The organism is Streptomyces sp. NPDC041135, from assembly GCF_055592085.1.
In genome coordinates this window covers 349,601-368,092 of record NZ_JBVIYZ010000002.1, presented here as the reverse complement: position 1 = coordinate 368,092, position 18,492 = coordinate 349,601, and the positions used below count along the sequence as shown (strand labels likewise).

Here is an 18,492-nt window from a genome sequence, read left to right as displayed (position 1 = left end):
GTTTTGGTCAGGGCCGTACCATCGCCCCTCCCGACGACGAACGAGAGCCCGCATGGAGATCGATCCCGCCGCCTCCGGGGCGGTGCTCAAGCGCGAGAGGGTCCGCGAGGCGATCCTCGAACTCATCGAGGAGCGCCGGCCGGGGGACGCCATCCCGTCCGAGCGCACGCTGTGCGCGGAACTCGGCGTCTCCCGGCCCACGTTGCGCGCCGCCGTGGACCAGCTCGTCGTCGCCGGACTGCTGGTGCGCGAGCACGGCCGGGGCATGTTCGTGGCCGCCGAGAAGATCACCCAGGAACTGGTCCCGGACCGGCAGAGCCTCACTCTGCCGCCGGCGGCGGGCCTGTGGACCAGCAGGCTGCTGGAGTTCAGCAGCCTGCCGGCCGGTGCCCGGGTGGGCCGCAAGCTGCGCGTCTCGCCGGCGGCCCGCATCCGGTACGTGGCGCGGCTGCGCCTGGTGGACGGTTCACCCATGGCCATCGAGTACCTGCACGTCCCGGCGGAGCTGGTGCCGGACCTCACCAGCGGCGAACTGGAGAACGGCGACCTCTACGAGCACCTGCGGGAGCGGCACGGCGTGCAGGTCAGCGAGGCGGTGCAGTCCATCGAGCCCACCGTGGTGACCCGTGCCGAGGCGGACCTGCTGGACGTGCCCGAACTGTCGCCGGCCCTGCTCTTCGAGCGCCTCACCTCCGACAGCCACGGCCGCCCCGTGGAGTACGTGCACTCGCTCTACCGTGGGGACCGCTACCGCATCGTCTCCCGGCTGGCGCTCGGCCCGCGTACCGACCGCGGGGCCGCCCGCGCCGGGCACCACCCCGGCATTCCGCCGGGAGACCTCATGCCCGGCGAACCCGTCACCTTCTCCACCCGCGGTGTGGTGCAGGACGACCACTGAGACCACCGACCGGCACGCCGGTGCGGGCCGGGGAACGCCGTCGTGACACCCTCGTCCTACCCTGCCGTGGCGAGGACGGCGCCGCAGGGACGACGGCAGGGGCACGACGCCAGGGGGAGCACGTATGCGCCGGGACAGCCGGACCGCCGAGGACACCCACGAGGTACTGCGTGTCGTCACCGACCGCACGGCCGCCGGCAGCAGGCCGGGCGAACGCCGTGACGGCCTGCGCCTGGCGCTGGTCATCGAGGGCGGCGGTATGCGCGGGACCATCTCGGCCGGGATGGCGCTCGCGCTGCACGAGGCGGGCGTGACGGGCGCGTTCGACGCGGTCTACGGCGCCTCCGCGGGCGCCATCACGGGCGCCTGGCTGCTCAGCAGCAGCCCGGAGAAGCTGACCGGCTGGGCCGAACCCGCCTACGCCAAGGCCATGATCCGGCTGACCAACGCCTGGCGCGGGCGCCCCGTGGTCGACGTGCGCACCCTGGTCGAGCACCTCTACCGCGAAGTGGCCCGCATGGACTTCGAGTCGATCCTGGCCAACCCGGTGGAGTTCCACCCGCTCGCCACCGACGCGCACACCGGGGCCTCCACCGACCTGCGCCCGTTCCTCACCGGCCCGGTCGAGCTGCGGCTGGCCCTGCGCGCCAGCGCGGCCCTGCCGTTCCTCGCCGGTCCGCCCGTGGAACTGGGCGGACGGGTCTTCTACGACGCCGGGCTCGCCGAGTCCATCCCCTACCGCACGGCCCTGGCCCAGGGGGCGACGCACATCCTGGTGCTGCGCTCCCGCCCGGCCCCGCGCCGCCCGGCGGCCGCACCGGGCGCCGGGACGGCCGTACGGCCCTCCTACGGGGCGCGGCTGATCGCCGCGACGGCCCTGCGGGCCTACCCCAAGGCGCTGCACGACACGTTCTTCGCCCGCGGCAGCCGCCTGCTGGAGGACGACGCGCTGCTGTCCGCCTACGACCGGTCGGGACTGTCGGCCGCCTCACCGGGCCCGGACACGCCGTCAGGGGCGGAGCCCGCCGTGTGCTCGGTGCGCCCCGCCCTGGACGCGCCGCGCGTCGGACGCCTCACCCGCGACGGCAAGCTGCTCAAGGCCGCCCTGGAGGCGGGCCGCACGGCGGTCGAGCGCCTGCTGACCTGACACCGCCGACGCTACCGCCGGTGAAGGCACGGGCACACACCATCACCCAAGTGGCATGGTGGCGCTGCCCGGGTGAGGCTGGTGAGGAGCCGTCCGTTTCGACGACGACCATCCCCGCCGGAGCGCGTGTGCCCTTTCTCCTGGGGAGGAGACCCATGCCTGTACCGATGCGGCGCCTCGCCGTGGCGTTCACCCTCTGCTGTGCCCTGCTGGCCGGTTCGACGGCCTACGCCGCGCCCCAGCATGCCGCGCAGAACATCACCACCGCAGTCGTCACCGATCCGACTCCGAGCCCCACCACCTCCGCCGAGAAGCGGAAGTTCGCCAAGACCCGCTTCGTCGCGGACGCCGCCCTCGCCGCCGGCGCGACGTACCAATGGATCGTCAAGCCGTACAAGGCGGGCAAGTTCAAGAAGGGCGCGCACGGCCGCAGGCTGGCCCTCGTCAAGGCCGCCCTGGCCGGCGCGTTCACGTACAACCGGCTCAAGGCGGCCGTGCGCAACGCCAAGGCCGACCCCTTCCTGTCCAAGGCCCTCGCCCCGCTCATCGCGGGCATCGACAACCTGAAGGACCTGCCGTCCAAGCTCCGCAAGGGCAAGTCCCCGGAGGACGCCGCCAAGGACTACAACGACATCATCAACAAGGTGAAGGACGCCGGGAAGAGCGCCGGGGCCGACGTGAAGAACAAGGTCCCGAACGCCTCGGACCTGACCGGTTCCTGACGGACCATCACCGGCGAGGTCGCCGCCGCGGTGAAGGCGGCCGCGACGGCGGTCCGAGGCGGTAGCGTGGAAACCGTCGGCCGCACCGCGGCCGACGGCTCAGGTGTGGGTGACGGCTCAGGTGCGGGTGACGGCTCAGGCGCCGGTGACGGCGAGGGAAGAGGGACCATGGGGAACCGGCCGGTGCTCGTCTACGACGGGGACTGCGGCTTCTGCACCACCTCGGCCAGGTGGGCGCAGCGTCACCTCCGCCCCCGCTGCGCCGTGACGCCATGGCAGTCCGCCGATCTGGAGAGCCTCGGCACCACATCGGGGCGCGCACAGTACGAAGCCCTGTGGGTGACCCCGGCCGGGACGGTGTACGGCGGTGCCCAGGCCGTCGCCAAGCTGCTGCTGAGCGCGCGCGGCGGCTGGCCGGTCCTCGGGGCGCTGCTGACGCTGCCGCCCGTCCGGTGGGCCGCCCACGGCGTCTACCGGCTGGTGGCGAACAACCGCTCGCGGCTGCCCGGCAGCACGGCAGCCTGTGCGCTGCCGGCGCGCGCCCCGGGTTCCCCGGTCAGGTAGGCGGCCCGGCTTCCGTGCCGGGTCAGGCCGCGCTCCACTGGTGCGCGCGGCCGCCGCGCCACTCCACCCAGCGCGGATCGTCCAGGACGCCCTCCGGGTCGTCGATGCCCGCGCCCTCGAGGAACACCACCAGGTCGTGGTCGCTGTAGGCGGTGCCGAGGATCTCGTCCCGGCCGCCCGAATGCGCCGTGACCCTGCGGCCGCCCGTCCGGGACGGCCGGTGCACGACGACCGGTGCGCTGCTCACGCTCCCAGCCTCCCTCCGGTCCGGCCGCGGGGCCAGTCGGTCCGCCCGTACGGCAAGGGCGGCCGGCCCGGGTGAGCCGGCGCCGGGGCCCGGTGTTTGGAGGCACAGGTTCCGGTGCTCACCGGGCCCCGGCTACGGTTCTGGTGCCCAAGAAGGTGAGCCCTACACCGACTTTCCGGGGCGGCTTCCTCTGAGCGTGCCGGGGCCCAGCGGCGTACCGGCGGGTTGCGGACATGCCGGTGGGCCCCGGACAAGTCCGGGGCCCACACGACGGTGTTCTGGGTGCCGCCTACCGCGTCACCAGCGGTACCACCGGCCCTTGCGGCCGCCACTGTCGGCGGTGCGCACGACGAAGCCGAGCAGCCACACGACCAGCACGATCACCGCGATCCACCACAGCGCCTTGAGCGCGAAACCCGCGCCGAAGAGGATCAGAGCCAGCAGAAGAACGAGAAGCAGGGGAACCATGATTATCAACCTCCGGTCCTCCTCGTGCCCGCCCCGCACGCGAACACACACTCGAAAACCCGGGTTTCTGCGCCATGTCTCCGGGCATGAGGGCGGGTTCTGGTGGTACCCACCGGAGCGATGCGCGCCCGGCGGCCGGGCGCGGGACGGAGTGGGCGGATGCCGGTCGATCTCGCGGGGTTCCTCGGCGTGGTGCTCCTCGCCTACCTGATACCCGGTCCCGATTTCCTGGTGATCGTGCGAGCCGCGACGCGGCGGGCCTCGCTGGGCCGGGCGGCGGCCCTGGGAGCGCAGGCGGGGCTGTGTGGGCACATGGGCGCCGCGGCGCTCGGCCTGTCGGTGATCGCCGCGCGGTCCGCGCTCGCCTTCTCCGCCATCAAGCTCGCGGGCGCCGCCTACCTGGTGTTCCTGGGCGTACGCGCCCTGCTGAACGCCCGCAAGGACGCCCGCGCGCAGCACGAGCGGCCGCAGGCGCGGTCGGAGACGGCGTCTCAGGGACCGTCGCAGGACAGCCCGGGGCCGGACGCGGGCACGTCCGCCGGCCTCCGCGGCAGCTTCACCCAGGGCTTCCTCACCAATGTGCTCAATCCGAAGGCGGCCCTGTTCTTCCTGAGCGTCCTGCCGCAGTTCGTCGACGGCGGCGGCTCGCCCACCGACCAGGTGTTCCTGCTGGGCGCCCTCGACATCGTCATCGGCATCGCCTACTGGCTGGCGCTGGTGAAGGTCGCCGCCCGCCTGCGCTCGGCACTGTACCGCCCGGCCCTGCGCCGGCGCTGGGAACGGATCAGCGGCTGCCTGTTCATCGCCGTGGGGATCGGGGTGGCGGCGGCCGAGTGACCGCGGGGCGCGGCGGGCGTCAGGCCTGCCGGCGCATGCGGATGCGCACGGGCCCGCGGGCCCGTGCCGGGTCCACGGGGCTCCCGTGCTGGGTGATCTCGACGCGACCCGCGGCGGCGAGCCGGGCGGCGGCCCGCCGGACGGGTTCCATCAGCTCCCGCCAGCCCTCGTCGTCCTGCCCGTGGACCGCGCGTGCCACGTCCGAGGGGCAGACGGACGCGCCCGGGGCCCGCCGGCCGAGCAGGTCGAGGATGGCCCCTTCGAGCCCGTGGTCGGTGACCGGCATGCGCGGCGCCCTTCCGGGCCGGTGCGTCCCGCGCGGCTTCCCTCCGCGCCGGCCGCGAGGCCCTCTGTCCGTCCCGTTCAGGGTACGCGCGGCGCCCGGCGCGGCCCCGGGCGCGCGGGTCGGTCCGTGGCCGTCCGGGTCAGTGGCCGTCCGGGGCGGGGCGGCCCGCGGTGATGACCAGTGCCGCCTGGTCGTCGTCGACCTCGCCGCCCCCGAGGAAGCCCCGTACGTCGTCGGCGATGGCCCGGACGATGTCGGCGGCACACGGCCGGGGCCGCGTGGAGGCGAGCGCCGCGGCCAGGCGTTCCTCGCCGTACTGCTCCTGCTTGGCGACACGGCACTCCGTGATGCCGTCGGTGTAGAGCAGCAGGCTCTCGTCCGGGCGCAGCAGGACGCGGCCGGCGCGCAGGCGCGGCGGGATGCCGATGCCGAGGAGTCCGCCGGACGCCCGGACCGTGTCGACCCGGTGCGAGCCGTCCAGCACCAGGGGCAGGGTGTGGCCCGCCCGGACGAGGTCGACGTCCAGCCCGGCCGGGGTCGGGGTGAGGTGGCCGTAGACCATCGTGACGAAGCCGTTGGCCGGGGAGGGGGCGCGGTCGTTGAGGGCCTTGTCGACCGCCATGACGGTGTCGGCGGGGTCGGGGACGAGGGGGGCGACGGCGCGGGCGGTGTGCCGGACCAGGGCGGTGGTGGTCGCGGCGATCGCGCCGCGGCCGCACACGTCACCGAGCATGAACGCCCACCGGCCGGCGCCGAGCGGGAACACGTCGTAGAAGTCGCCGCCGATGTCCAGTCCCTCGCCCGCGGGGTGGTAGAAGGCCGCGAGGTCGGCGCCGGGGACGTCGGGCAGGTCGGGCAGGAGCAGGCCGGTCTGCAGGTCGCGGGCGAGCGCCGCGCGCTGGGTGTACTGGCGTGCGTTGCGGGCGGCCGAGGCGGCCCGGCGGGCCACCTCCTCCGCCAGGGCGATGCGGTGGCCGTCGAGGGCGTACCCCTCGGTGGACAGCAGGGTGAGCGCGCCGAAGGGCCGCCCGCGGTCGGTCAGCGGCACGCACACGTAGCCGGTGACGCCGAGTTCCCGCCAGGGGCCCGGCCCGGTCGGGGTGCGGCGGGCCACTTCGGTGACGCCGGAGGCCAGGACGCGGGCGACGACGTCGTCGACCTGCGTGTCGTGGCCGGGGGTGTGGGAGACGAGCAGGCGGTGCGCGGACTCCGTCGGGGCGGACGCGGCGACGCGCCTGACGCTCCCGGCCTCGACGAGGTCGACGGTGGCCAGCGGCGCCAGGGTGGGCGTGCACAGGTCGGCCAGGCGTTGCAGGGTCTGGGTCTCGTCGAGGTCGTCGGCGAGCGCGGTGCTGGCCGCCAGCAGGAAGGCGAGGTCGTCGCGGGCCGCCTTCTCCCGGGCGTCGGCGGCCCGGCGGGCCTGCTCGGCCTGGTGGCGCTCGACGGCCAGCGCCGCCGTGTCGGCGAAGACGCGGGCGACGGCCAGGTCCACCTCGCGCGGGGTGCGCGGGGTGCGGTGGTACATCGCGAAGGTGCCCAGCAGCGCGCCGTCCCGGGCCAGGATCGGCGTGGACCAGCAGGCGCCCAGACCGGCCTGGCCGGCCAGGTCGCGGAAGTCCGCCCACAGCGGGTCGGCGGCGATGTCGCTGACGATCACGTTCTCGCGCCGGTGGGCGGCCGTCCCGCAGGAGCCGACGCCCTCACCGGTGGCGATGCCGTCGATGGCCTGGTTGTAGAAGGCGGGCAGGCTGGGGGCGGCGCCGTGCCGCAGGTGGCGGCCGTCCGGGTCGGCGAGCAGCACTGAGACCAGCACCTCGGGGGCGAGCTCCTCGATCGACCGGCACATGCCGTCCAGGACGTCCGACAGGGGGGCCTGGCGGGCGATCTGCTCCAGCAGCGCCCGCTGCTCGGCGGCCAGCCGCCGGGCGTGCTTGGTCTGGGTGGTCTCCACCCCGATCATCCGCACCCCGATGATGTTGCCGCCCGCGTCGCGACGTGGTTCGTAGGTGAAGTCGAAGAAGGCCTCGCGGGTGCTGTCGCCCTCGCCCAGGAGGACCCGGGCGTCCCGGCCGACGTGCCGTTCGCCGAGGCGGTAGACGCGGTCCAGGATGCCGATGAAGCCCTGCGGGCCCAGTTCGGGCAGGAGGTCACCGATCGGCACACCGGTGCGCTCCCGTGCCCCGCCGCCGATCGCGGCGAAGAACGCCGGGTTCCCCGTCTCCAGCACATGGGCGGGCCCGGCCATCGAGGCGAACAGGGCCGTCGACGTGCCGAACAGGGCGGACAGGTCCGCGTCGGCCGGCTGCCCCGTCCCGGCGGCCGTGCCGGACTGCCGTGTGCGGGCGCTCGGCAGTCGCCTGCCGCGCTCAGCCGTCATCGTGTCCCTCCCCGGACATCTGGCCCCATCGGACGCAGCATCATCGCGCACCCGCTTCGCCAGCGCCTCATCCAGGTCCGTATGCACCGGAACGAGCGGTCTACGCCTGTCGAGCGGATCACATGCCGAGCGCACCCGCGGAATTCTCGGACAATATCTGATAAGAAGCGCATAAAGGCGATGCGGGGCGGTACTCGGGGTGCAGGACGAACGGTCCGCACAGCCCCAGCACTCCTTCGAGGTGAAAGCCATGTCAACCTCGTCCAGGCCGTCCATCGAGACGCATCCGGACCTCATCGACATGCGCGCCCGTCACGAGACGGCCGAACGCGCCACCAGCACCCCCGCGGGACAGGCCACCGGGACGATGGCCTTCCTCACCGGCCTCTACCTGGCCGCCTCCCCCTGGATCACCGGCTTCAACGGCCTCTCCACCCTCGCCGTCACGAATCTGCTGGTCGGCATCGCCTACGCGATGCTCATGAGCGGGGGCTTCGGCCGCGCCTACGAACGCACCCACAGCATGGCCTGGGCCGCCTGCGTCCTCGGGGCGTGGACGATCATCGCCCCCTGGGTCGTGGCCGGCGACGTGAGCACCACGAAGACCGTCGTGAACAACATCATCACCGGTGCGGTCGCCCTCCTCCTGGCTCTCGCCGCCAGCGCCGCCGCCCGCGCGGCGGAGAGCCGCAACAAGCGCGGCGGCATGTCGGGCTCCACGGGTGCCTACTCGGCCGAGCACCGCTGACCCGGCTGACTGCCGACCCGGCCGACGCACCACGCACCGGCACCCGCACCGCCGTCGTCCCCGGCGCCGGTGCCGGTGTCGGTATGCCGTCGTACTGTGTGCCGGGTCTCGACCCGCGGAGCCGGCGGCCGCAGCGCCCCGGTCCGCCGACCGTCCCGCTCCCGGAAGGCCACCGCTGCCCATGACCACGAGAACCCGCCTCCTCGCCCTCCCGCCCGCCGAGGCCGGCGCCGGCTTTGCGCACGTGCTGGCGCGCTGCGCCGAGCTGGAGGCCGAGGACAGCGCCGAGATCTGCGACCTGGAGAAGGAGGCGGACATCGTCGCGCGGCTGCTGAGCGGCGCGGGCGCGGCCGAGGTGGCGGACCTCGCGCTGTCCGGCGGGGACCTGCTCGGTGACGACGGCGCCGGAACGGCGTGCGGCGTCCTGCCGGCCGGTGAGGTGCGGCGCGTCGCCGCCGTCCTCGCCCGCGTCGACGTCGAGGAGGTCACGCGCCTCGCCCCGCGCGTGGTGTCCGGCATCGTCCGCGGCGGCGTCCCCGACGGATACGTGGAGGACCTGGTCACCACCCTGACCGAGGTGTGCGCCCTGTACGCCGCGGCCGCCCGGGCGGGGCTGTGCGTGGCCCAGCTCCACGAGGACTGACCGCCGGGTCGGCGGTCCGCGCGCGGGTCACCGCCTCCGGCGCCGGCCCATCACCGCGCCGGCCGTGTTCAGCCGGCCGGGTCCTCGCGCAGGACGAGTGCCAGCAGCCCGGGGAAACGGGCGTCGAACTCCTCCCGGCGCAGCCGGTTGACCCGCCGGGGCCCCTCGTCGCGCTGCTCGACCAGCCCGGCGCCGCGCAGCACCGCGAAGTGGTGGCTGAGGGCCGCCTTGCCGACGGGCACGTCGAAGCTGCCGCAGCTGCGCGTCCAGTCTCCGGATCCCGCCAGCTCCCGCACCAGCGTCAGGCGTACCGGATCGGCGAGCGCTGCCAGCGCGGTCGGCACGGGGACGTCGTCGGGATGGGTGTGCTCGGGGGCCGCCCGATGGCTGACGGTGCGCTGCGCCACGTCGTGCTCCTCGCCGGGATTGCCGGGGTGCCGGGTTGCGGACTGTTCGATGGAAACCATACTCTCGCCAGTGTTCGCTTTTCATTGAACAGTCGAGCCCGGGGGTTGTGGCATGCGCGCGATCGAGATCCAGCGGTACGGCGGCCCGGAGGTCCTGACGGTGGTGGAGACGGCGGTCCCCGAGCCGGGACCCGGCCAGGTCTCCGTCGACGTGGCGTACACCGGCGTCAACTTCGCCGACCTCAAGGCCCGTTCGGAGGGCTACCGGGTGCCGCGGCTGCCGTTCGTGCTCGGCCTGGAGGTCTCCGGGCGGGTGCGCGCGGTCGGCGCCGGGGTGACCGGCCTGGCCGTGGGCCAGGAGGTGACCGCCCTGACGGAGGGCGGCGCCTACGCCGACGTGGTCGTGGCGGACACGGCGACCGTCTTCCCGGTGCCGAAGGGGATGGACCTGCGTACGGCCGCCACCTTGCCGACGGTGCTGCCGACGGCGTACGCCCTGCTGCACTCGGTGGGCCGGCTGCGACCGGGCGAGACGGTGCTGGTGCAGGGCGCCGCCGGCGGAGTCGGCACGGTGGCCGGCCAGTTGGCGAAGGCGGCGGGCGCGGGCCCGGTGTACGGCGTCGTGTCGGGCGCGGCCAAGGCGGTGTACGCGCGGCGGTTCGGCTACGACGAGGTGTTCGTCGGTGACTTCGAGGAGCCGCTGCGCTCCGCGACCGGGGGCCGCGGGGTCGACCTGGTGCTGGACCCGGTCGGCGGCGAGACACTGCGCGCCGGCCTGGCCTCGCTGGCGGTCTTCGGCCGTCTGGTCTCCTTCGGCAACGCCGGCTCGGCCGAGCCGTGGCGGGTGGGGCAGCCGGAGCTGTACCCCACCGGTGTCTCGGTCGGCGGCTTCTCCATCCTGACGCTGGCGCGGCGGGCCCCCGGCGAGCTGCGCGCCCTCGCGGAACAGGCCTTCGCCACGGTGGTCGACGGCACCGTGTCGCTGCCGGTGACGGCCGAGTTCGGCCTGGAGGAGGCCGCGGAGGCGCACCGGCTGATGGGCACCCGCACCAGCACGGGCAAGCTGCTGCTGCGGGTGGGCGGCGACCCGGCCCAGGAGTTGGCCCGGGGTGTGCGGTCAGTGCACGGTGGCCGGGGGCGGGGTCCAGCGACGGGTGCGCGGCGTGCCGTGGACGCCGTAGTCCTTCCTCAGTTCCGGCGGGACGGCGTAGTGCATGACGCGTCCGCGGGTGAGGGAGGACAGCTCCAGGACGGTGGTGAGGTGGCCGAGGCGGTCCAGGGCCCAGGCGCCGAGCGGTGAGCGGTCCTCGATCGTCTCCAGCACGCCCAGCAGGTGCGGCGCGGCTTTGACGACGGTGTCCCAGCGGCTGCGGGGCACGTCGAGCCAGTCGGCGCAGGTGTCGCCGACGAGGTGGCGGACGAGCGCGGAGACGACCGGGTCGAGGAGGGTGCCGGGGACGACCTCCTCGTAGAGGTCGATGAGCTGCCGGGTCAGGTGCGCGCCCTCCGCGGAGGGCCCCATGTGCCGGACCATGTACAGGTCCAGGAACTCGCGGGCGTCCTCCAGGGTGTGCGGCACCGCCTCCTGGTCGACGCCGAGCATCGCGCCGACCACGCGCCAGGCGTAGTAGTAGGCCTCGGCGCCATCCGCCGACATGTGGATGCCGAGCCGGTGCAGGCTGTCCAGGACGAGCAGGGAGAAGAACAGCTGCCCGCCGATCATGTCCTCCTGGCAGATCGGCGTGCCGAGGGCGGCGGTGTCCCAGCGGTTCTCGCGCGTGAGGTGGTGGCGAATCGAGGCGTGCAGCAGGCGGACCTTCTGCGCGGCGGGGATGAAGCGGCCGCCCGCCTCGAAGGCGTCCGGCTGCATGAGGTAGACGGTGAACTGGCCGGTCTCCGCCATCCGTTTGGAGGGGTACGCCAGCCCGTGGGTGGACGACAGCAGCTTCGCCACGTGCGGCACCACGTAGCAGGCGGGCATGGCGGCGAAGGACAGGGCCGTGGAGATGTGCACGTTGTTGTCGATGAAGAACAGCCGGGCCTTCTCCATCTCCGCCCAGTCGACCCAGTCCGGCGGGGCAGCGGTGGCCTCCAGGTACTCGCGGGCCACGTCGGGGAGCCCGTCCGGCAGCGGGACGCCGGCCGTGGAGACGTACCGCATCAGGGAGTTGAGCCTGCCCACCTCCCCGCGGGCGAAGAGAGCGGCGACGGTGGCGTCGGCGAGTTCGTCACCGGTCCACCGCAGGGCGTCCATCGATGCCTCGGTGCGGGTCATGGCAGGGCTCCTTGTTCGACGTCTGGGTCAGTGCGTGCGTCAGGACGGCCGGACCGCCGCCGAGTGCGCCAGGGCGGTCAGGGCCGCTGCCGCGTGCCGGGGCAGGTCCAGCTCGCCGAGCGCACCGAGGGCCTCCTCGACCCGGTCGGCGATCATGGTTTCGACCCGGTCGGGCGCCTTCAGCCGGCTCATCACCGCCCCGACCGCCGCCAAGCCGTCCCCGTCGAGGTCCCGGCGGCCCAGCAGGGCCCGCAGCAGCGCCCGGTCGCCGTCACCGGCCAGCCGCCAGGTCTCCGCCAGCAGGGCGGTGGGCCGGTGGCCGCGTACGTCGTCGGCGTTGGCCTTGCCGGTGCGGCGGGAGTCCCCGAACAGGCCCAGCAGGTCGTCCCGCAGCTGGAACGCCTCGCCCAGCGGCAGCCCGTACGCCGAGTAGCCCTCGCGCAGCCGCTCACCGGCTCCCGCCAGGGCGCCGCCGATCAGCAGCGGCTGCTCCACGGTGTACTTGGCGGTCTTGTACCGGATCACCTTCAGGGAGTCCGCGGTGTCCGGATCGGTTCCGGTGCGCAGGATCTCCAGGCACTCGCCGGCGATCAGTTCCCGGGCCAGCACCGACCACAGCGGGCGGGCGCGCGCCAGATAGGCGGCGGGTAGACCGCTGGTGGCGAACAGCTGCCCGGACAGCCCCATCAGCAGGTCCCCCACCAGCATCGCCAGCGAGTCGGCGGCGGCGACGGCCCGCGGACGCCCGTGCACGGCGTCGCGCAGGGCCAGGTGCACGGTGGGCCTGCCGTGCCGCAGCGGACTGTCGTCGATGAGGTCGTCGTGCACGACCGCCGCCGCGTGCACCAGCTCCATGGAGGCCGCCGCGCGCACCAGCGCGTCGCTGTCGGGCTGGCCCACCGCACGCCAGCCCCAGTAGCAGAACGCCGCGCGCAGCCGTTTGCCGTCGGCGACCGCCGCCTCCAGCTGGGCGGCCACCGGTGCCAGCAGCGGGTCGACGGCCGCGAACCGGTCGGCCTCGTCCGCGACGTACTCCCGCAGCACGGCGTCGACGCGGGCCTTGAACGCGGCCGGGTCCCAGGGCTCAGACATCGTCGGCGGCCCGCCGGGCCCGTGCCTGCCGGGCGAGGATCTCCAGGTGGGCCGGGGGCACGGCCGCGTACCGGTCGATCACCAGGCGCCCGCGCGCCACCAGTTCACGCTCGGCCCCGGCGGCCAGTTCCGCGCCGTCCGAGCGGCGCAGCAGCTGTCGTACCGTGCCCAGGGCCGAGCCCAGCGTGCTCACCGCCAGGTCGGCCAGCCCGGCCGCCATGAGCAGCGCCTGTCCGTCCAGGCCCTCGTGTCGTCCCGTGCCCCGCGCCATGCCGTCTCCCCGCCTGTCGCGCATCCGCCGGCGCCGGTCCCGCGCCGCCCTTCCAGGGTCGCGGTGTGCGGGGTGCGGGGCAGGAGAACTAACCAACGGGTGATCGGCTCGCTCGGCCGTACGGTTCGCGGCGACCGCCGGCCACGGCGACGGTGGCCGGCTACAGCAGCTGCCGTCTGCGGCCCAGCCAGGTCTGGGCGACCACCACGACGGCCAGGAAGGCACCGCTGACGACCTGCTGGTAGGAGGAGTCGAGGGAGCCGATCTGGTTGATGACGTTCTGGATCACCTTCAGCAGCAGGACGCCGACCAGGGAGCCGCTGACGTAGCCGAGTCCGCCGGTCAGCAGGGTGCCGCCGATGACGACCGCGGAGATGGCGTCCAGTTCCATGCCGTTGCCGAGGATGGTCACCCCGGAGGCCAGCCAGGCCGCGTTCAGGGCGCCGGCCAGCCCGGCCAGCAGCCCGGAGAGCGTGTAGACGAGGATCTTCGTGCGGGCCACCGGGGCGCCCATCAGGGCGGCTGCGTCCTCGTTGCCGCCGACCGCGTACACGTGCTGCCCGAACCGGGTGCGGCGCAGCACGACCGCGCCGGCGACGAACAGCGCCAGGGTGATCCACACCGGGTTGCCCAGCCCGAGCGTCGAGCCCTGGCCGAGTGTGGCGAGCACCGAGCCCTTGCCGATCAGATAGGTGTCGGCGCCCTCGTCGGTGAGCGACAGCATCAGGCCGCGCGCGCCGAGCATGGCGGCCAGGGTGACGATGAAGGGGGCCAGCCGGGACCGGGCGACCAGCAGGCCGTTGACGGCGCCGATCAGCGAGCAGACGGTGAGGGGCAGCAACAGGGCCACCAGGGTGCCGTGCCGGGAGCCCCAGGCGGCCAGGACGCCGCCGAGCGCGAAGAGGGAGCCGACCGACAGGTCGATGCCGCCGGTGACGATGACGAACGTCATGCCCAGCGCGACGATGGCCAGGAACGCCGAACTGGTCGCCATGTTCGAGACGTTGTCGCCGGTGGCGAAGGAGTCGAAGCTGACGGAGGCGACGATCGAGACGACCACCAGCACGGCCAGCGCGCCGTGCTGCTGCACCAGGGCGCTCAGCCGTTCGGAGCGGGCCGGGCCCGCCGGTCCGGCGCCCGGCGCGGACGCGTCGCCGGTGGTCACGGGTGCGTCCGTCTTCGTGGCGGTCATCGCTTCCCCCGTCCTCGTGCCGCGTACACCGCGCACACGATCACTATGGCCTGGGCGATCTGGGTCCACGAGGGCGGCAGATCGTGCTTGATGAGGGTGGCGGTGAGCAGCTGGATGAGGACCGCGCCCGCCACGGTGCCGGCGATGTTGACCCGGCCGCCGGTCAGCGGGGTGCCGCCCACGACGACCGCGGTGATGGCGGACAGCTCCATCAGGTTGCCCAGCGACGTCGGATCGCTCGCCTGGAGCCGGGCGGTGGCCAGCACCCCGGCCACGGCGGCGAGCAGCGCGGAGCCGACGTACACCAGGATCAGGACCCGGCGTACGGGCAGTCCGGCGAGCTGGGCCGCGGGCCGGCTGTCGCCGACGGCGAGCAGTTGGCGGCCGAAGGTGGTGCGGCGGACGACGAACGCGACCAGCGCCGCCAGGGCGGCGGCGATCAGGATGAGGTAGGGGACGCCGGCCAGGTCGCCGGACCCGAGGGAGGCCAGCGCCGGGTCGCGTACGTCCCGCAGCTGCGGCAGCAGCACCAGGGCGACACCGCGGCCGCCGACCATGAGCGCCAGGGTGGCCACGATGGGCTGTACGCCGACGAACGCGACCAGTACCCCGTTGGCGAGGCCCACCGCGGCGGCGAACAGCGCCACCACCAGCAGGGCCGGGACCAGACCGTAGCCGAGGTAGAGCGCCGTCACGGAGGCCGCCAGCGCCATCACCGCGCCGACCGAGAGGTCCACGCCCTCGGTGCCGATGACGAGTGCCATGCCCAGGGCGACGATGACGACGGGCGCGACCTGCACGGCCTGGGTGCGGAAGTTCTCCGCGGACAGGAAGTGCGGGGTGATGGCGGCGTTGACGACCAGGAGCAGGGCGACGCCCGCGTAGACGCCGTACCGCTGCAGCCACCGCAGGACGCGCGCGGTGTCCAGGGGGACGGTACGGACGGTGGCCTCAGCCATCGGTGGCCGCCTCCTTCACCAGGTCGTGGCCGGGCGCGGCCGCGGCGATGGTCCGCATCAGCGTGTCCTCGGTGACGTCGTCGCCGGTCAGTTCGCCGACGACCGCACCGTCCTTCAGTACGATCACGCGGTCGGACCCTTCGATGAGTTCCTCCAGGTCGGAGGAGATGAGCAGGACACCCAGACCGTCTGCGGCCAGTTCGTCGACGAGCTTCTGCACCTCGGCCTTGGCGCCGACGTCGATGCCGCGGGTGGGCTCGTCGAGCAGCAGCACCTTCGGGTTCATCGCCAGCCAGCGGGCCAGCAGCACCTTCTGCTGGTTGCCGCCGGACAGTTCGCCGACCTTCTGGTGCGGTGAGGACGCCTTGATGCGCAGCCGCTCGACGAAGGTGTCGACGACGCTGTCGACCCGGGCCTCGGAGACCAGGCCGAAGCGGGACAGGCGGGGCAGGGCGGCCAGCGCGATGTTCTCCCGGACCGACAGGCCGGGGACGATGCCCTCGCTCTTGCGGTCCTCGGGCAGCAGGCTGATGCCGGCCCGGATGGCACCGGCCGTGGAACCGCCGCGCAGCGGGACCCCGGCCACCGTGACCCGGCCCGAACGGAGCGGCAGCGCACCGGAGATGGCCTTGGCCGTCTCGGTCCGCCCGGAGCCGAGCAGGCCGCCGAGGCCGACGACCTCGCCGGGCCGGATGGCGAGCGAGACGCCGTGCAGGGTGTGCGGGACCTCCAGGTCCGTGGCCTCGAGCACCGGCGGGGCGTCGGCGGCGTGGTGGTCGCCGGTGAACTTGGTCAGCCCTTCCGCGCGCACCTCGCCCAGTTCGCGGCCGAGCATGGTCGAGACCAGGGCGAGCCGGTCCAGGTCGGCCAGCCGGCCGTGGTGCACGCGGCGCCCGTCCCGCAGCACGGTGACGGTGTCGCAGACGGCGTACAGCTCGTCCAGGCGGTGGCTGACGTAGACGACGGCGATGCCCTCGTCGCGCAGCCGGCGGATGACGGAGAACAGGGTCTCCACCTCACGCGGTTCGAGGGAGGACGTGGGTTCGTCCATGACGACGATCCGCGCGTCGGTCGCCACGGCGCGAGCCAGGGCCACCATCTGCTGGGCGCCGACACCGAGGGTGCGCAGCGGCCGGCGCACGTCCACCCGGACGCCGTAGCCGCGCAGCGTCTGACCGGCCTCGCGGTGCATGCGGCCGAAGTCGAGCAGGCCGAACCGGTTGCGCGGTTCGCGGCCCAGGAAGAGGTTGCGGGCCACGCTCATCAGCGGGATGAGGTTGACCTCCTGGTAGATGGTGGAGATGCCCGCCTTCTGGGCCTCCAGCGGTGTGGCGAAGGAGACCTCGCGCCCCTGGAAGGTGATCCGGCCGGCGTCCGGCCGGTACACGCCGGTCAGGAGCTTGATGAGGGTCGACTTGCCGGCGCCGTTCTCCCCGATCAGGGCGTGCACCTCGCCGGGGTGCAGCGTCAGGTCCACGTCGTCCAGGGCCCGGACTCCGGGGAAGGACTTGCTGAGCCCGCGGACGGTGAGGACCTCGGCAGGGGGTGCCACCTGTGCCTCCAGGAAGGGATGGGGTGCGGGAGCGGGGCCCGGACGGTGCCGGGCCCCCGGAGGTGGTCAGTACGCCGTGCCGATGTCCTGCTTGGCGTTGTCGGCGCCGTAGGCGTTGTCCTGGATGACGATGTCCTGCGGGACTTCCTTGCCCTGGGTGAAGGTGTCCAGCGTCTGGAACGCCAGCGGCCCGAAACGGGGGTTGGACTCGATGACGCCGCTGATCCAGCCGTCCACGATGCCCTGTACGGCGTTGCGGGTGCCGTCGACCGTGACGATCCTGACGTCACCGGCCTTCTTGCCCGCCCCCTTGAGCGCCGCCACCGCACCGAGGCCCATCTCGTCGTTCTCGGCGTAGACGCCCTTGATCCCCGGCTTGGACTGGATCAGCTGCTCGGTGACCTGCTGGCCCTTCTCGCGCGTGAAGTCCCCGGTCTGCTCGAAGACGACCTTCAGCCCCGGCGCCTTCTCCGCGAGACGGTCCTTGAAGCCCTTGGTGCGCTCGGTGGTGACGTTGTTGCCGGCCGAGCCGAGCAGGATCGCGACGTCGCCCTTGCCGCCCGTGGCCTCGATCATCCGGTCGGCGGCGCGCTTGCCCTGCTCGACGAAGTCCGAGGCGATGAAGGAGACGTAGTCCTTGCACGCGGTGGCGTTGATCTTGCGGTCGATGGTGACGATCGGGACCTTCTTGGCCGCCGCGGCCTGCAGCACCGGGTCCCAGCCGTCGGAGTTGAGCGGGGCGATGACCAGCAGGTCGGCGCCCTTGGCGAGCAGGTCCTGGACGTCGCTGATCTGCTTGGAGAACTGCGACTGGGCGTTGGCGGTCAGCAGCTTCACACCGCGCTTGGCCGCCTCGTCCTTGATGGACTGCGTCTCCGCGATGCGGAAGGGGTTGGCCTCCTTCTCCGACTGCGAGAAGCCGACCGTGGCGGTCTTCAGGTCGAGCTTCTTGCCGCCGTAGGCGTCGACGGTGCAGCCCTTGCCGCCCGGCTTCGGTGTGACGACCTTCTGGCCGGCGTCGGCGGCGGCCGACGAGCCCTGCTGCGGGTCCGAGGCGTCGTCCTCGGACTTCGTGCAGGCGGCGGCGGTCAGGGCCACCGCGGCGGCCAAGGCCACCACCACGGGACGGGCGAGGAACTGCGGACGGTGAGTGGTGCGCTGCATGGTGGTGACCCCGATCCGGGTGACGCTGTGAAGGGAACTGGGGAGCCTTACGACGAGCAGAAGTGGTGCTTCTCCCCCGGCGTGTGACGCTGTCCGGTCCGCCGCAAGGAGGTTTTTACATCGTTGGAAGGACGCTGTAAACCCCTTGTGCGCGACCTGAGTTCGCGGCCGCGCCGTCGAAGAGGCCCTGCGGGCGGGCGAGTTGTGACGAACGCGGCGTTCGACGGGGCGGCCGGACGGGGCGCACGGGGCGCCCGCATGGCCGCCGCACGGCGGGCCGCGGGGGACACGGGGCGGGCCGCGGGGCCGCACGCGGCGGGCGGACCCGGGAGGCCGCGGGCAGGCCGGGCGGGCTGGGGGTGAGCTGGGCGGGGGCAGGGCCGGGCAGGCCACCGGCGGGCGGGGCGGCCGGTGCCGGACCGGGCGGCCGCGCGGTCGTCCGCGCCGACCGGCCGACCGGCCGACCGGCCGACCGGCCGACCGGCCGACCGGGCGGGCTGGGCGGGCTGGGCGGGCTGGGCGGGCTGGGCGGGCTGGGGCAGGTGCGCGTCGGCCTACCGACCGCACCACCGCTCGCCCAGGGCGGGCTGCGGGTGAGCTGGGCCGGGGCGGGGGCAGGGCCGGGCAGGCCGCCAGCGGGCGG

The 18,492-nt window shown here is 73.8% G+C and carries 19 protein-coding genes and 1 pseudogene; 8 read left to right on the top strand and 12 right to left on the bottom strand.

The genetic code is table 11. The annotated features are described in order from the left end of the window. Positions 1 to 52 precede the first annotated feature (52 nt). The 4 genes from ACZ6CZ_RS05850 to ACZ6CZ_RS05835 all read left to right on the top strand — a co-directional run bounded on the left by ACZ6CZ_RS05850 (position 53) and on the right by ACZ6CZ_RS05835 (position 3,331). On the top strand, positions 53 to 898 hold the full coding sequence (locus ACZ6CZ_RS05850; RefSeq protein WP_469015312.1) for a GntR family transcriptional regulator: 846 nt from the start codon (positions 53 to 55) through the stop codon (positions 896 to 898). 124 nt (positions 899 to 1,022) lie between these two features. Further along, positions 1,023 to 2,045, top strand: coding sequence for a patatin-like phospholipase family protein (locus ACZ6CZ_RS05845; protein ID WP_469015310.1), 1,023 nt, complete (start codon positions 1,023 to 1,025; stop codon positions 2,043 to 2,045). A gap of 155 nt (positions 2,046 to 2,200) precedes the next feature. Continuing rightward, positions 2,201 to 2,767, top strand: a complete 567-nt coding sequence (locus ACZ6CZ_RS05840; RefSeq protein ID WP_469015308.1) for a hypothetical protein — start codon at positions 2,201 to 2,203, stop codon at positions 2,765 to 2,767. Positions 2,768 to 2,935: 168 nt separating this feature from the next. Then, entirely contained in the window at positions 2,936 to 3,331 is a 396-nt protein-coding gene (locus tag ACZ6CZ_RS05835; protein ID WP_469015305.1) for a thiol-disulfide oxidoreductase DCC family protein, read from the top strand. 22 nt (positions 3,332 to 3,353) lie between these two features. Here the strand turns inward: ACZ6CZ_RS05835 and ACZ6CZ_RS05830 are convergent, their stop codons facing one another. After that, on the bottom strand, positions 3,354 to 3,578 hold the full coding sequence (locus tag ACZ6CZ_RS05830) for a hypothetical protein (protein WP_469015302.1): 225 nt from the start codon (positions 3,576 to 3,578) through the stop codon (positions 3,354 to 3,356). A 297-nt stretch (positions 3,579 to 3,875) separates the two neighbouring features. Next, positions 3,876 to 4,046: a DUF5670 family protein gene (locus ACZ6CZ_RS05825; protein WP_011113206.1), complete on the bottom strand. Its 171-nt coding sequence runs from the start codon at positions 4,044 to 4,046 to the stop codon at positions 3,876 to 3,878. Between the two features lie 159 nt (positions 4,047 to 4,205). On the opposite strand from ACZ6CZ_RS05825, the gene ACZ6CZ_RS05820 reads away from it, so the two are divergent. Beyond that, positions 4,206 to 4,883 carry a LysE family translocator gene (locus ACZ6CZ_RS05820; RefSeq protein WP_469015298.1) on the top strand — a complete coding sequence of 226 codons (678 nt, stop codon included), beginning with the start codon at positions 4,206 to 4,208 and terminating at the stop codon, positions 4,881 to 4,883. A gap of 19 nt (positions 4,884 to 4,902) precedes the next feature. Here the strand turns inward: ACZ6CZ_RS05820 and ACZ6CZ_RS05815 are convergent, their stop codons facing one another. Both ACZ6CZ_RS05815 and ACZ6CZ_RS05810 read right to left on the bottom strand, forming a co-directional pair. Next, complete coding sequence (locus ACZ6CZ_RS05815; RefSeq protein WP_469015294.1) at positions 4,903 to 5,169, bottom strand: DUF3253 domain-containing protein; 267 nt, start codon at positions 5,167 to 5,169, stop codon at positions 4,903 to 4,905. A gap of 139 nt (positions 5,170 to 5,308) precedes the next feature. Beyond that, positions 5,309 to 7,546 carry a SpoIIE family protein phosphatase gene (locus ACZ6CZ_RS05810; protein WP_469015290.1) on the bottom strand — a complete coding sequence of 746 codons (2,238 nt, stop codon included), beginning with the start codon at positions 7,544 to 7,546 and terminating at the stop codon, positions 5,309 to 5,311. A gap of 250 nt (positions 7,547 to 7,796) precedes the next feature. Here ACZ6CZ_RS05810 and ACZ6CZ_RS05805 point away from each other — a divergent pair, with 250 nt between their 5' ends. After that, the gene (locus tag ACZ6CZ_RS05805) at positions 7,797 to 8,294 is read left to right on the top strand and encodes an SPW repeat protein (protein WP_469015287.1); all 498 of its coding nucleotides are present in this window, start codon (positions 7,797 to 7,799) and stop codon (positions 8,292 to 8,294) included. 181 nt (positions 8,295 to 8,475) lie between these two features. Beyond that, complete coding sequence (locus ACZ6CZ_RS05800) at positions 8,476 to 8,937, top strand: DUF1877 family protein (protein ID WP_469015284.1); 462 nt, start codon at positions 8,476 to 8,478, stop codon at positions 8,935 to 8,937. Between the two features lie 68 nt (positions 8,938 to 9,005). Here the strand turns inward: ACZ6CZ_RS05800 and ACZ6CZ_RS05795 are convergent, their stop codons facing one another. After that, entirely contained in the window at positions 9,006 to 9,344 is a 339-nt protein-coding gene (locus ACZ6CZ_RS05795) for an ArsR/SmtB family transcription factor (protein ID WP_469016558.1), read from the bottom strand. Between the two features lie 112 nt (positions 9,345 to 9,456). Here ACZ6CZ_RS05795 and ACZ6CZ_RS05790 point away from each other — a divergent pair. Next, positions 9,457 to 10,428, top strand: a pseudogene (locus ACZ6CZ_RS05790) (quinone oxidoreductase family protein); the annotation flags it as partial. Between the two features lie 33 nt (positions 10,429 to 10,461). Here the strand turns inward: ACZ6CZ_RS05790 and ACZ6CZ_RS05785 are convergent. The 7 genes from ACZ6CZ_RS05785 to ACZ6CZ_RS05755 form a co-directional block, all read right to left on the bottom strand. Further along, entirely contained in the window at positions 10,462 to 11,619 is a 1,158-nt protein-coding gene (locus ACZ6CZ_RS05785; RefSeq protein WP_469015281.1) for an oxygenase MpaB family protein, read from the bottom strand. 39 nt (positions 11,620 to 11,658) lie between these two features. Continuing rightward, positions 11,659 to 12,711, bottom strand: coding sequence for a polyprenyl synthetase family protein (locus tag ACZ6CZ_RS05780; RefSeq protein WP_469015278.1), 1,053 nt, complete (start codon positions 12,709 to 12,711; stop codon positions 11,659 to 11,661). After that, positions 12,704 to 12,982, bottom strand: coding sequence for a polyprenyl synthetase (locus tag ACZ6CZ_RS05775; protein WP_469015273.1), 279 nt, complete (start codon positions 12,980 to 12,982; stop codon positions 12,704 to 12,706). Before ACZ6CZ_RS05775 ends, ACZ6CZ_RS05780 begins: the two co-directional genes overlap by 8 nt. 160 nt (positions 12,983 to 13,142) lie before the next feature. Further along, entirely contained in the window at positions 13,143 to 14,174 is a 1,032-nt protein-coding gene (locus tag ACZ6CZ_RS05770; RefSeq protein WP_469015271.1) for an ABC transporter permease, read from the bottom strand. After that, complete coding sequence (locus tag ACZ6CZ_RS05765) at positions 14,171 to 15,133, bottom strand: ABC transporter permease (RefSeq protein WP_469015268.1); 963 nt, start codon at positions 15,131 to 15,133, stop codon at positions 14,171 to 14,173. The genes ACZ6CZ_RS05770 and ACZ6CZ_RS05765 overlap by 4 nt, the downstream gene beginning before the upstream one ends. Further along, a complete protein-coding gene (locus ACZ6CZ_RS05760) occupies positions 15,126 to 16,685 on the bottom strand; it encodes a sugar ABC transporter ATP-binding protein (protein ID WP_469015265.1) in 1,560 nt (519 codons plus the stop codon). The genes ACZ6CZ_RS05765 and ACZ6CZ_RS05760 overlap by 8 nt, the downstream gene beginning before the upstream one ends. 66 nt (positions 16,686 to 16,751) lie before the next feature. Then, positions 16,752 to 17,849, bottom strand: coding sequence for an ABC transporter substrate-binding protein (locus tag ACZ6CZ_RS05755; protein ID WP_469015262.1), 1,098 nt, complete (start codon positions 17,847 to 17,849; stop codon positions 16,752 to 16,754). Positions 17,850 to 18,492 lie beyond the last annotated feature (643 nt).